12 protein-coding genes are annotated in these 11,810 nt (G+C 68.3%); 5 read left to right on the top strand and 7 right to left on the bottom strand.

Annotated elements, in window-relative coordinates; translation table 11 throughout:
* Positions 1–64 precede the first annotated feature (64 nt).
* The 3 genes from AC07DC_RS28195 to AC07DC_RS28185 all read left to right on the top strand — a co-directional run bounded on the left by AC07DC_RS28195 (position 65) and on the right by AC07DC_RS28185 (position 4,258).
* Complete coding sequence (locus tag AC07DC_RS28195) at positions 65–808, top strand: cupin domain-containing protein (protein ID WP_478917289.1); 744 nt, start codon at positions 65–67, stop codon at positions 806–808.
* Positions 808–2,268 carry a non-reducing end alpha-L-arabinofuranosidase family hydrolase gene (locus tag AC07DC_RS28190; protein ID WP_478917288.1) on the top strand — a complete coding sequence of 487 codons (1,461 nt, stop codon included), beginning with the start codon at positions 808–810 and terminating at the stop codon, positions 2,266–2,268. Before AC07DC_RS28195 ends, AC07DC_RS28190 begins: the two co-directional genes overlap by 1 nt.
* 364 nt (positions 2,269–2,632) lie before the next feature.
* Complete coding sequence (locus tag AC07DC_RS28185) at positions 2,633–4,258, top strand: glycoside hydrolase family 27 protein (protein ID WP_478917287.1); 1,626 nt, start codon at positions 2,633–2,635, stop codon at positions 4,256–4,258.
* 246 nt (positions 4,259–4,504) lie between these two features.
* On the opposite strand, the gene AC07DC_RS28180 is transcribed toward AC07DC_RS28185, so the two are convergent.
* From AC07DC_RS28180 to AC07DC_RS28150, 7 genes are all read right to left on the bottom strand, one after another.
* Positions 4,505–5,692 (bottom strand): hypothetical protein, encoded by a 1,188-nt coding sequence (locus AC07DC_RS28180; protein ID WP_478917286.1) that lies wholly within the window; start codon positions 5,690–5,692, stop codon positions 4,505–4,507.
* Positions 5,689–6,789 (bottom strand): HesA/MoeB/ThiF family protein, encoded by a 1,101-nt coding sequence (locus tag AC07DC_RS28175; protein ID WP_478917285.1) that lies wholly within the window; start codon positions 6,787–6,789, stop codon positions 5,689–5,691. The genes AC07DC_RS28180 and AC07DC_RS28175 overlap by 4 nt, the downstream gene beginning before the upstream one ends.
* Positions 6,790–6,879: 90 nt before the next feature.
* Positions 6,880–7,002 (bottom strand): hypothetical protein, encoded by a 123-nt coding sequence (locus AC07DC_RS28170; protein WP_478917284.1) that lies wholly within the window; start codon positions 7,000–7,002, stop codon positions 6,880–6,882.
* Positions 6,992–7,582 (bottom strand): S26 family signal peptidase, encoded by a 591-nt coding sequence (locus AC07DC_RS28165; protein WP_478917283.1) that lies wholly within the window; start codon positions 7,580–7,582, stop codon positions 6,992–6,994. The genes AC07DC_RS28170 and AC07DC_RS28165 overlap by 11 nt, the downstream gene beginning before the upstream one ends.
* Before the next feature lie 66 nt (positions 7,583–7,648).
* Complete coding sequence (locus tag AC07DC_RS28160; RefSeq protein ID WP_478917282.1) at positions 7,649–9,478, bottom strand: ABC transporter ATP-binding protein; 1,830 nt, start codon at positions 9,476–9,478, stop codon at positions 7,649–7,651.
* 123 nt (positions 9,479–9,601) lie between these two features.
* Positions 9,602–9,781: a hypothetical protein gene (locus tag AC07DC_RS28155; RefSeq protein WP_478917281.1), complete on the bottom strand. Its 180-nt coding sequence runs from the start codon at positions 9,779–9,781 to the stop codon at positions 9,602–9,604.
* An 80-nt stretch (positions 9,782–9,861) separates the two neighbouring features.
* On the bottom strand, positions 9,862–10,041 hold the full coding sequence (locus AC07DC_RS28150; RefSeq protein ID WP_478917280.1) for a hypothetical protein: 180 nt from the start codon (positions 10,039–10,041) through the stop codon (positions 9,862–9,864).
* Between the two features lie 447 nt (positions 10,042–10,488).
* Here AC07DC_RS28150 and AC07DC_RS28145 point away from each other — a divergent pair, with 447 nt between their 5' ends.
* Both AC07DC_RS28145 and AC07DC_RS28140 read left to right on the top strand, forming a co-directional pair.
* Positions 10,489–11,049, top strand: coding sequence for a hypothetical protein (locus AC07DC_RS28145; protein ID WP_478917279.1), 561 nt, complete (start codon positions 10,489–10,491; stop codon positions 11,047–11,049).
* Entirely contained in the window at positions 11,046–11,552 is a 507-nt protein-coding gene (locus tag AC07DC_RS28140) for a MauE/DoxX family redox-associated membrane protein (protein ID WP_478917278.1), read from the top strand. The genes AC07DC_RS28145 and AC07DC_RS28140 overlap by 4 nt, the downstream gene beginning before the upstream one ends.
* Positions 11,553–11,810: the final 258 nt, after the last annotated feature.

Raw genomic sequence — 11,810 nt, 5'->3', positions numbered from 1 at the left:
CCCTGCTCCCCAGGAGTCCGATTCCTCCCCGGCCTGAAGGCCGGGGCATCCTCGGAGGTATCAGGTGACTCCGCTCCCCGGCGGCGTGGGGATCTCCGGGCTGACCGTGTACGACTGGGAGGCCGCTGACGGGCTGTGCGGCGGCACACCCCACATGCACCTGGTCTGCTCCGAAGCCTACGTCGTCATCGGCGGCGCGGGCAGCGTCCAGACCCTCACCACCTCCGGTTTCGCCGACACCCCCCTGCACCCCGGCGACGTCGTCTGGTTCACCCCTGGCACGATCCACCGCCTCGTCAACGACGGCGGCCTGCGCCTCGTGGTGCTCATGCAGAACAGCGGACTGCCCGAGGCGGGCGACGCCGTCTTCACCTTCCCCGCCGCTGTGCTGGCCGATCCCCACGCCTACCAGGCGGCGGCCGCCCTGACCGGCGACCAGGCCGCGGCAGCGCGCCGCCGCCGCGACCTGGCACTCGAAGGCTTCCTGGCCTTGCGCAACGGCGGGCTGCGGGAGTTCCACACCGCGGCCCATCGGCTGAAACGTGAGCTCCTGGACGCCTGGTGGATCCGCTGGCGTGACGGCCCCCTGGCCGCAGCCGTCACGACCGGCCGTCAGCTGGAACGGCTGAAGGCCGGCGACCTCTCGCACCTCGGCCACGGCGAAGTGCTCCGGCTGGAGTGCCCGGAGCACCAGCTCTTCGGCATGTGCGGCCGCCTTGACACCTATCCCGTCCCCGACCCCCCAGCGCGGCCGAACCGCGGTTCGTTGGGGTCACCCCACCCCCGCCCCCCGAAGGAGTTCTTCTGATGTGGTTTCGCCATCCGTCCCTGACCCACCTGAGACGCCTGCTCGCTGTCCTTTCGCCCTTGCTGCTCCTGGTCACTTTCCTCAGTGTCCAGCCCGCCAGCGCCGCGACCATCGACACCAACGCCTCGTATGTGCTGGTCAACCGCAACAGCGGCAAGGCCCTGGACGACTACAACCTGGCGACCAATGACGGCGCGCGCGTCACCCAGTGGACCAGGAACGATCAGAACCAGCAGCAGTGGCAGTTCGTCGACTCCGGCGGCGGTTACTACCGCATCAAGTCCCGCCTCTCCGGCAAGGTGCTGGACGTCTACAACCGGTCCACCGCCAACGGCGGCTCGATCGTCCAGTGGACCGACCTGAACGGCACCAACCAGCAGTGGCGGCTGGCCGACAGCTCGGATGGCTACGTGAGGTTCATCTCGCGTAACAGCAACAAGGCACTCGAAGTACAAGGCGCCTCCACCGCCGACAACGCGAACATCGTGCAGTACGACGACTGGGGTGGCGCCAACCAGCAGTGGCAGCTCGTCAAGGTCGGCGGCGGCAACCCCGGCCCGTGTGCTCTTCCGTCGACGTACCGGTGGTCGTCGACTGGTGCGTTGGCGCAGCCGGCGAACGGGTGGGTCTCACTGAAGGACTTCACCAATGTGGTGTACAACGGCAAGCACGTGGTCTACGCGTCGAACGTGTCGGGTTCGTCGTACGGCTCGATGGCGTTCAGTCCTTTCACGAACTGGTCGGACATGGCGTCGGCCGGCCAGAACGGGATGAGCCAGTCCACGGTGGCGCCCACGCTGTTCTACTTCGCGCCCAAGAACATCTGGGTGCTGGCGTACCAGTGGGGTGCGTGGCCCTTCATCTACCGCACCTCGAGTGATCCCACCAACCCCAACGGCTGGTCCGCGCCGCAGCCGCTGTTCACCGGCGGCATCCCGGGCGCCGCCCCGATCGATCAGACGCTGATCGCCGACGACCAGAACATGTACCTGTTCTTCGCCGGTGACAACGGCAGCATCTACCGGGCGAGCATGCCGATCGGGAACTTCCCCGGCAACTTCGGCTCGTCGTACACGACGGTCATGAGCGACACGGTGAAGAACCTGTTCGAGGCGCCGCAGGTCTACAAGGTCCAGGGCCAGAACCAGTACCTCATGATCGTTGAGGCGCGGGGTGCCAGTGAGCAGCGCTACTTCCGCTCGTTCACAGCCACCAGCCTGAACGGTTCCTGGACTCCGCAGGCCGCCACCGAGAGCAACCCCTTCGCGGGCAAGGCCAACAGCGGCGCCACCTGGACCAACGACATCAGCCACGGTGACCTGGTCCGCAACAACCCCGACCAGACCATGACCATCGACCCCTGCAACCTGCAACTCCTCTACCAGGGCAAGTCGCCCACCGCGAGCGGCCCCTACGACCAACTGCCGTGGCGGCCGGGTCTGCTGACACTGCAGCGCTAACGGCGCGCCACGGATCCGGCTCCGGTGCGGGGCCGGCGTGCCGGGCTCGGCGGAAGGCCGAGCCCGGCCACGCGACCGTCTCCTGGACCGGGACGCCGGCCAACGCCTCCTTCTACGTCCTTCTCCGTCGAGACGGCCTCGGCCACCGATGGCCTCTTCATCGGCGAGGCCTCCTTCCGGTGACATGAGCCGCACCATGTCACGACACCCCGCCCCGGGCACCGCAAGCAGGACGCCCTTCGGCTCCATCGCCAACCGCAGCGCGGCCACCCCGACGGCCGCCTAGGCCCTGAGCACCGGGTTCATGGGGGTGCCCGGCCCACCCCCATGAACCCGGTCATCGATTCGCTGAGGAGCGATCCCCATGAGCAGGAAACGAATCCGCACGCTACTGACCACGGTGGCCCTGGCCCTGGCCGTGCCGCTGACCCCGGCCCCTCAGGCTCAGGCGCTCGACAACGGCGTAGCCCGCACCCCGCCGATGGGGTGGAACAGTTGGAACACCTTCGGCTGCAACATCAGCGAGGCGCTGATCCGTCAGACTGCCGACGCGATGGTCAGCTCCGGCATGCGCGACCTCGGATATGAGTACGTCGTCGTCGACGACTGCTGGTTCAACCCGACCCGTGACTCCGCAGGCAACCTGCAGGCCAATCCGTCGAGATTCCCGAACGGCATGAAGGCGCTCGGCGACTACCTGCACACCCGGGGCCTGAAGTTCGGCCTCTACCAAGCACCCCTGGACCGTACCTGCGCCCAGTACTTCGGCTCCTATCCGGGCGCCACCGGCAGTCTCAGCCACGAGGTCCAGGACGCCCGGCAGTTCGCCGCCTGGGGCGTCGACTATCTCAAGTACGACTGGTGCTCCCCGACCGGCACCATCGACGACCAGGTCCGCACATTCGGGAAGATGCGCGACGCCCTGGCGGCCACCGGTCGGCCGATCCTCTACAGCATCAACTCCAACAGCATCCACGAGAAGACCGGCCCGCAGCGGAACTGGGGCGACGTCGCCAATATCTGGCGCACGACCGAGGACATCACCAACGTCTGGAACTCCGGTCAGACCAACGGCTACCCGATGGGCATCCAGAACATCGTCAACGTCAACGCGCCCTTGTCGGGCTACGCCAAGCCGGGGCAGTTCAACGACCCCGACATGATGGTGGTCGGCCGGGGCGGCATGACCGACACCGAGATGCGCAGCCACTTCGCCCTCTGGGCGATCATGGCCGCTCCACTGATCGCGGGCAACGACATGCGGAACATGGACGCCGCGACCGCCACGATCATGAAGAACCAGAACCTGATCGCCATCAGCCAGGACCCGCTCGGCCTCCAGGCCACCCAGATCAGCAACGACGGCACCCGCCGTGTCTTGGCCAAACGCCTGAGCAACGGCGACGTCGCGGTTGCGCTGTTCAACCAGGGCGGCAGTACGACGACGATCAGCACCACCGCCTCGGCGATCGGCCTGTCCGGCAACTCCTTCAGCCTGCGTGAGGCCTGGACGAACGCCGTCACCTCAACCACCGGAGCCATCTCGGCGAACGTGCCGTCCCATGGCACCGTCGTGTTCCGGACCAGCGGCGGAACGCCCAACCCCGTGTCCATGATCCAGGGCGTGGGATCGGGAAAGTGCCTCGATGCCGCCGGAGCCTCCCAGACGAACGGAACCCGGGTGGAGATTTGGGACTGCCACGGTCAGATCAACCAGCAGTGGACCTCCACAGCAGCCGGTGAACTGCGACTCTACGGAAACAAGTGCCTCGACGTGAACAACAACGGCACCGCCGACGGTACCAGCGTGATCATTTGGGACTGCAACGGCCAGAACAACCAGAAATGGCGCTTCGGCACCGACGGGAGCATCACCGCCCTCAGCGCGAACAAGTGCCTGGACGTACCCGGCAACGCCACGGCCAATGGCGTCTTCCTCCAGATCTGGACATGCAACAATGCCGGCAACCAACGGTGGAACCGCGCCTGACCGTAACAATCCCCTCATGACCAGGCCCTGGAGAAGGACATCCGCAACTGGATCGCCACCTGGAACACCGACCCGAAACCCTACGTCTGGACGAAGACCGCAGCCCGGTTGTTCGAGAGCTGGGGCCGTGAGGTCTTCGAGGAGCTGGGCTCACAAAGCCTGCGGTTGGACCGGCCGACGTTCCCGGCGTTCGTAGGGGTGGCGGTCGCGCGGACGCTGCTTGGACGCCTTCCCCCGGCCGTGACCTCAGCTGGCGGTCCGGTACCGGTGGGAAAGAGCGGCGCGCACGCGCGGTCCGTGGCGGCGCCACCAGGCCCCGGCCCACGCGGCCTGGAGCCCGAGCAGGATCACGACGGTGGTCACCGCGTCGGCCGCCGCCCATCCTGAAGGGCGGGCGAGCGTGTGGAGCGCTCGGGTCAGCAGCACCAGCGTGACCCGGGTCAGCACCAGGTAGCCCAGGACCAGAGAGGCTGCGGACCCGACCAACATCAGGAGCGTGTAGCCGCGCACTGCTTGTCGCTCGCTTGGCCGCAGCCCAGCCAGTGGGTCGGGCCGGGGGTGTCGCAGGCAGCGGTGGGCGAGGTACTTCGCGTACGCGCTCGCGTCGCGGTACAGATTCCGGCAGGCGAGCAGGTCCTGGAGCAGGAAGTACACGTCGGTGCGCATGAAGACCAGAAACTCGGTTGCCACGGCGAGGAGCTTGGTGAGCACCACCACGGCGAGGAGGCGATTGGGGCCGATCGCCGCCTGGAGCAGCACGCATGCCCCGGCCAGTGCGAGGTCCAGCAGCATCCCGGAGAGGTAGACGGTGACCCGGGTGCGTCTGTTGCACTGCCAGATGCCGGAGACGTCGGTCTGCAGGACGAGGAACTGCAGCCGGGTGCCGAGCCGGATGGTCCCCGGAACGCCGGCTGCCCGCGCGGTGAGCAGATGAGCCAGTTCGTGCAGGGCCAGTAGTGCCCAGGTCAGTGCCGCCTGCCCTGCCAGCAGGATCGTTCCCTGGCCGCTCCACAGGAAGTCCTGCCAGTGCGGCTGCAGTCGCGGGTCGATCAGGACTGCGAGGGTACCCGCGCAGGCCACCGCGATCAGTGCGCCGTGCAGGAGCGGGTGCAGGACCCACCGGACGTGGCCGGGGCGGAGGCCGGGAAGGGTCGGGCGGATGGGTGAGGGCGACGCGACCTGCCGGCCGTCCATCCGCCGGACGAAGCCGAGCGCTGCCAGGGAGGTCACGAGGGCGTCGACGGCCGGCCGTCGGCCCGTCTCCCGCTCGATGTGGCGTGCCGTCTGCGTCGTCGACAGACCGTGCTGGAGCAGGAGGATGGCGCGCATGCCGAGCTCGGGCAGGGCTACATAGGTTCCGGTGTCCGCCCGTCCGACGATCCACTCGCCGCTGTCCTCACGCATGCTGAGCGGGTGGAACTGCACGCTGTTCATCCGACCGCCCGTCCGGCGCCGCTTGGGTCGGCCGAGCAGCGGGGGCAGTCCGGCCGTGGCGGGTGCCGGACGAGTACGTGTTCGTCCGGGGCCATCAGGTTGATCCCTCGCAGATATCCCGGGGGCATCCGGGAGACGCCGGTGAGCAGAGCGATGATCTCGTAGGCCACCAGGTTTCCGGAGATCGCGGCGGACGGGCCGATCACGCCGCTCCCGCCGAGCCGGGGAGAGTTGCCTGGCAGCCGTGCCTCCTCGGCTGCGGCGAGGCACTGGAAGCAGGGTCCCTTCGGACCGAAGACCCCGACCGAGACGAAGGGGCCGTGGTAACCACCGCCGACCCACGGCACCCCGGTCTGTACGCTGACCTTCGAGGCCCACCCCCGTAGGGTCGCGGAGTCCGGCTCGTCGGCGCACAGCGCCAGTGCGTCGCATCCTGTCACCAACTGCGCCAGCGCCTCGCGGCTGTCGACCACTCGGCTGTCGTAGGTGACCTCCACCTCGGAGTTGACGGCCCGCAGTCTGCGGGCCGCCGTCTGCGCCTTGGGCCGGCCGAGGTCCTCTTCGGTGTAGAGGATTTGCCGGTTCAGGTTGCCCAGTTCGACGACGTCCGGGTCCACGCAGTGCACCCGGCCCACCCCTGCGGCGGTGAGCGCCCAGGCGGCGTGGCTTCCGGTTCCGCCGAGCCCGAGTACGGCGACCTTTGCTCGCTTGAGATGCAGCTGGGCGTCCCAGCGACCGGGCCGGGGCCGCAGGTCGACCATTCGGAAGAACTCCCGGTTGCGGCGGTAGCGTTCGCGTTCGGACGGGCTCAGCTGCTGCGGGTCCTCGGCAGCCGCGTCCTCGACATAGCCGGTGGCGACCAGGGCGTCGATCATCCGAGCCGCGCCGGGCGGCGGCAGGTTGGGGCAGCGGGCCTTTAGGGCGTCCAGGAGTTCGGCGCGGGTCCGGCTCCCGTCCATCAGGCCAAGGGCGGCCCATATCCAGCCATGGGGATCGCGGATCTCGGCGGCGAGCCCGTAGACTCCGCCGCCGATCCGTACCGAACCATCGCCGGTCCGGTACGGGAGGTGTTCGTACTTTACCGTCGGACGTCGCATACGGGCGTCTCCTCCTGGACTGGGCTGCGGGACCGGCCCGGTGGGAGTGGAAGTCCGCACCGGACCGGGCCCGGGTGCCGGGGACGGAACTCAGTTGTTTACCGACTTGGCGCCGATCGTCTCGATCCGGTCGAGCATGCGAATCTCGATGATTTCGGCCTTGTCCTCAACCGGCGTCGCGGTCTCTTCGTGGAGCTCGTTCTCACTGTGCATCTGTCTCACCTCCTTCCAGGTGGTCGCCGTCCGGCGCCGGGAGCGGTACCGGAAGCCTCATGGCCCGACCTGCCGCGGGCCGCCTGGGGGCCTGCTCGGGGCCGCGTGCCACGCGGAGCAGGACGCGGCCGAGGACCAGCTGCTGGGGGCAGAACCCCCAGTGGCGGGAGTCCTCGCTGTGCCGCCCGTCTCCGAGGAGGACGACGGTGCCCTTGGGGACGGTCTCTTGCTCGCGCAGCTGTGAGGACGCGCGCAGACGCTCGGGAACGGCTTCCCCGCCGACGGCCGCTACCCGTTTGATCACCCAGTCGGTGCGGTCCGTGGCCGGCCGTACCGTCAGCTGTCCCGCCCAGCCGACGGCGCGGGGTGCCGGTGCGATGACGATGTCGCCGGCCCGGGCCGGCCTGCGGAACGGGCGGGTGACGAGCAGCCGGTCATCGGGCATCAGCGTCGGTGCCATGCTCAGCCCTTTGACGGTCACCAGATACAGCCGCCGGCCCAGCAGGCGTATCGCCAGAAGGGAAAGGGCGCACAGTGCTCCGGCAGCGACGCCCGCGGTTGCGGCGCTGATGAATGTCATGTCTTTCCCTTCGTCCGGTGGTCGCGTCCCGAGGCGGGGCGGCGTGCGACCGGCCGCTCCGAGGTGTCAGACGGCGGCATCGGTGTAGCTTGCGGCCTGGACGGTGAACAGCCGGTGGTAGGTGCCTGCGGCATCCATCAGCGCGCGGTGGTCACCCACGGACGTGATCCGCCCGTCCTCGAGCACCGCGATCGCGTCGGCATCCTTCACCGCGCCCAGCCGGTGAGAGATCAGCAGGCGCGTCGTGCCCGCCGCGTCGCGCAGCAGTTCGTCGTGCAGCGCGGCCTCGGCCTGGGCGTCCAGTCCGGAGCTGGGTTCGTCAAGGACCACCAAGTGGCTCCGGCGTTTCATCAGTCCCCGGGCAACGGCGAGCCGTTGCCATTGCCCGCCGGACAAGTGGGTCCCCAGGGCTCGCTTGTTCGTCGCGTCCCCGGCGAAGAAGATCCTGCTCAGCAGGGTGTCGTAGCTGTCCGGCAGGGCTTGGAGGAAGGTGTCGGCGCCCGCCTTGCGTGCCGCCTCACGGACAGCTTCCTGGTCGTCGAGGCGGGCCAGATCGCCCAGACCGATGTTCTCGGCGGCCGACAAGTCGTAGCTCATGTAGTCCTGGAAGATCGCGCTGACGCCGAGCTGGTAGTCCTGGGCGGGTACGGTCCGGATGTCCCGTCCGCCGATCAGGATCGATCCACGGGTGGGTTCGTACAGGCCGCAGAGCAGTTTCACCAGGGTGCTCTTGCCTGCGCCGTTCAGGCCCACCAGGGCCAGGGAACTGCCCGCCGGGATGGTCAGGTCGACGCCTCGCAGGACCCAGTCGCCCTCTTCCGTGTAGCGGAACCACAGGTCCCTCACCTCGATGTCGCCGGCGAGCAGGACGCTCTGTTGGGACGGCTGCGGGGGGCGCTTGCGCGTCGGCTCCGCGATCCGCCGGTAGCTGTCGAAGGCCAGCACGGATCTGTAGCCGTCGCCGATGCCCGTGGCCACCTGCAGGACGCTGGCCTGGACACCAGCGGCGGCGGCGAGGAAGACCGACAGGTCTCCGATGCTCAGCCGACCGTCGGCGGCCTGGACGGCCGACCAAATCACGCAGCCCCCCACGATGGCGGCCGACAGCGTCGACAACGCTGTCTGGCGCCGCAACTGCCTGACCTCGACGCGCTGTTCCTTGACGTGGATCGATCGGGTCTCGTGGTTCATGCGTTCCCGGAAGAAGTCTCCGAGCCCGAAGATTCGGACCTCCTTGACCGCGTTCGGGCTGGTGATCAGCATCCGGTAGAACACTTCCCGCCGGGACGCGTGCACGGTGTCTTCTTCCAACCGGATCTGCTCGCGGGAGAGCATCAGCTGGCTCAGGAGCACCGGGGCCGAGGCCGCCCCGAGCAGGACGAAGACCACCGGACTGATGATCCACAGGCTGCCGAGCAGTCCGACGGCGACGATCACGCCCTGCAGGCAGGACAAGCAGGCTCCGAGCAGCACTTCGGGCGAGGTGGTGCTGGCCTTCAGCGCCAGCTGAACGCGGTCCATCGAGGACGGGTTTTCGAACCAGGAGACGTCGTGGACTTCGTTGAGGGCGCGGAACAGCCGGTCGCGCATCCACAGCCGTGTGGCGCGCTGGGTCATGGATTGATAGTGGCGAGCCAGGCGCGGAGTCAGCGTGGAGGCGATGCCGAGCAGGGCCAGGACCGATGCCTGGTGAATGGTCCCGTCCGGGGTGGAACCGTCGACAATCCCGTCCATCAGCACCTTCATCGACCAGGCGACCGCCGTCGGAACGACTCCCCCGAGGACGGTGAGGAACAGATATCCAGAAGCCGCGATCGGAGCCGCCCGGAAGGCGATCCGAAGAATGGTGAGAAGAAGGCGGGGATAGCCGCCGGATTTCTTTGCACTGATCTGCATGGGTGGGCTTTTCTCGGGCTTTTTCAACGGATCCCGTTCTGGGACATTGCCGGCGCGGCGGCCCGGCCGGCCGGCTCCCTGGAGGGGAACCAGCCGGCCGGACCGCGCGGCGGCGGGGCAGGGTCACATGCAGCTGATGCGGCCGTCGCTGTAACGGCAGCACTCGCGAGGGTAGAGCTCGTTGTTGATAACTTCGAAGTACTCCCAGCAGTACGGGGCGATCTGCGCGGAGGCATCGATGCTGGGCAGGACCCGGCCGAGCATGCGGTCGCCGATAGAGGAAAGGGCACGGGAAAGAGACATGGGTGTCCCCTTTCGTTGATTGGAAGGATTTTCGTTCGTTCGAGATTCAGCGACTTCTCGAACGAGGGCGGCAGGGCAGGTCAGCCGCAGCTGATGGTGCCGTCGCTGTAACGGCAGCACTCCACAGCGGCGGGCTCGTTGTTGATGAGGACGCCGCCGATCCAGCAGTACGGGGCGAGCTGCGCGGAGGCATCGATGCTGGGCAGGACCCGGCCGAGCATGCGGTCGCCGATAGAGGAAAGGGTGCGGGAAAGAGACATGGGTGTCCCCTTTCGTTGGTTGGAAGGATTTTCGTTCGTTCGAGATTCGGTTACCTCTCGAACGAGTTCGATGAAATACGTTTGGCGTGCGGGTGTCAAGTCGATGATCTAGATGTGGGGATTTTCGTGCAGCAACATGCAATACGGTTGCATTCCATTTGGCAAATGGCCAAAGAAACCCATTTGCAATGAGCCCGGTACACGCTCTGGATATTCGGTCCAATATCGGACAATTCAAATTGTTATTGACTTTCTCCTATTCCTGATATTGACTCCTCGGGTCGTGCCCCTTCGGTGCCGGCCGCCGCCGCTGCGGCGTGCTTCCTATCCTTTCCCGGGGTCCTTCTCGTCCGCTTCTCGCGCTCTTCTCGCCCGCGGGAAGGACGGCCGAGCGACCCACGAACCCGTCCGCACCCCTTGCGTGCGCCACCTCAGAGAGGCAGTTGCGTGCTCTACGCCCTCACTGCATTTGTCGTCCTGCTGGGGATCGCCACTTCGGCGAACCTCCTGCTGACCTTCGCGCTCGTACGACGGCTGCGCGCCGTCGAGGCGGCCGCACAGAGCGCACCGCGCCGGCCCCCGGCCGGAACCCTGGTGTCGGACTTCTCGCTGCTGTCGGTCTCCGGACACCCGATCACCCGGGCCCACCTGCTGGGCGGCGACCGGATGGTGGCGTTCCTCCAGGTCGGCTGCGGGCCGTGCGCCGATCTGGTCTCGGACCTCGCCCAGCACCTGTCGATCGCCGGGATTCCCGCCTACTTCCTCGTCTCCGGCGACGTGTCGGACCCGCGGACGCAGGAGATGGCCGGACAGCTGGAGGCTCTCGGCGAGGTCGCCCTGGTCGGCGACGGGCAGGAGGCATCGGCGGCTTTCGGCGGGGTCGATGTCTTCCCGACCCTGCTGGTCCTGCGGGACGCGGTGGTCACCGCCTCGGGCCACGACCTGGCCCGCGTACTGCCCCACCGATCGCCGCGCGTGGTGGCCGGGACCGCGGGCGGACGGCAGTGAGCGCTGTGCAGCTGGGCTGCCGCGCCCTGCTGGCCGTGGTGTTCGTGGCGGCGGTCCTGGGCAAGATCCGTAGCCGCGCCACGATCCGCGAGTTCACCGCTGGGCTCGCGGACTTCGGCTGGATCCCGGCCCGGCTGCGCGGCACGGTAGCGGTCACCACCCTGGGCGCCGAGGCTGCGACGGTAGTACTCCTGGCCGGTGCGGCACGAGCCGGCGCCGCGCTCGCCCTTGGCCTGCTGGCGGTGTTCACTGCAGCCACCCTGCAGGCCGGCCGAGCGTCCAACTGCCGGTGCTTCGGCTCCTCCCGGGCCTCAGCCGGTCCGGGCGCCCTTCTCGGCCGCAATGCCCTGCTGGCGCTCGCCACCCTGGCGGCCGGATTCCTTCCCGGCGGATCGGCCACGGCCCCCGCGGCGGTCGCCGTCCTGGCGGGTTCGGCCGCCGGTCTGCTGATCACCCGCTGGGACGACCTTGCCTATCTGCTCGGCGGCCAGGCACCTGATTGAAGCCACCATCAGGCCGCCGGTCACCGCACGGTCGCGGGCCTTCCCGGCATCCGCACTGTCGCACCGCCCCCAGCACCTGCGGCCAGGTCTGTCGTGCCCCGACTGGACGGCCGGTGGTGGGCGCAGGCATCGCCGAAGCGGGCGCAGGACCTGTCCGGCGTGCAGAGCGTCGCCAACCGGGCGCGCCTGCGCGAGCCGTGCTGCCGCGGTCGCCCGGACCGGCCTGCCTGCCACGCGGCAGGACATCGCCCCTGCCGG

The organism is Streptomyces sp. NPDC045021 (assembly GCF_056432645.1).
Note: the sequence above shows the minus strand (reverse complement) of the source record. Positions and strands in the feature narration are given on the sequence as shown.

What these genes read in the sequence shown, in the direction of transcription:
- AC07DC_RS28190 (WP_478917288.1), top strand. Translation starts at nt 808, where the DNA reads ATGTGGTTTCGCCATCCGTCCCTGACCCACCTGAGACGCCTGCTCGCT.
- AC07DC_RS28185 (WP_478917287.1), top strand. Translation starts at nt 2,633, where the DNA reads ATGAGCAGGAAACGAATCCGCACGCTACTGACCACGGTGGCCCTGGCC.
- AC07DC_RS28180 (WP_478917286.1), bottom strand. Translation starts at nt 5,692, where the DNA reads ATGAACAGCGTGCAGTTCCACCCGCTCAGCATGCGTGAGGACAGCGGC.
- AC07DC_RS28175 (WP_478917285.1), bottom strand. Translation starts at nt 6,789, where the DNA reads ATGCGACGTCCGACGGTAAAGTACGAACACCTCCCGTACCGGACCGGC.
- AC07DC_RS28170 (WP_478917284.1), bottom strand. Translation starts at nt 7,002, where the DNA reads ATGCACAGTGAGAACGAGCTCCACGAAGAGACCGCGACGCCGGTTGAG.
- AC07DC_RS28165 (WP_478917283.1), bottom strand. Translation starts at nt 7,582, where the DNA reads ATGACATTCATCAGCGCCGCAACCGCGGGCGTCGCTGCCGGAGCACTG.
- AC07DC_RS28160 (WP_478917282.1), bottom strand. Translation starts at nt 9,478, where the DNA reads ATGCAGATCAGTGCAAAGAAATCCGGCGGCTATCCCCGCCTTCTTCTC.
- AC07DC_RS28155 (WP_478917281.1), bottom strand. Translation starts at nt 9,781, where the DNA reads ATGTCTCTTTCCCGTGCCCTTTCCTCTATCGGCGACCGCATGCTCGGC.
- AC07DC_RS28150 (WP_478917280.1), bottom strand. Translation starts at nt 10,041, where the DNA reads ATGTCTCTTTCCCGCACCCTTTCCTCTATCGGCGACCGCATGCTCGGC.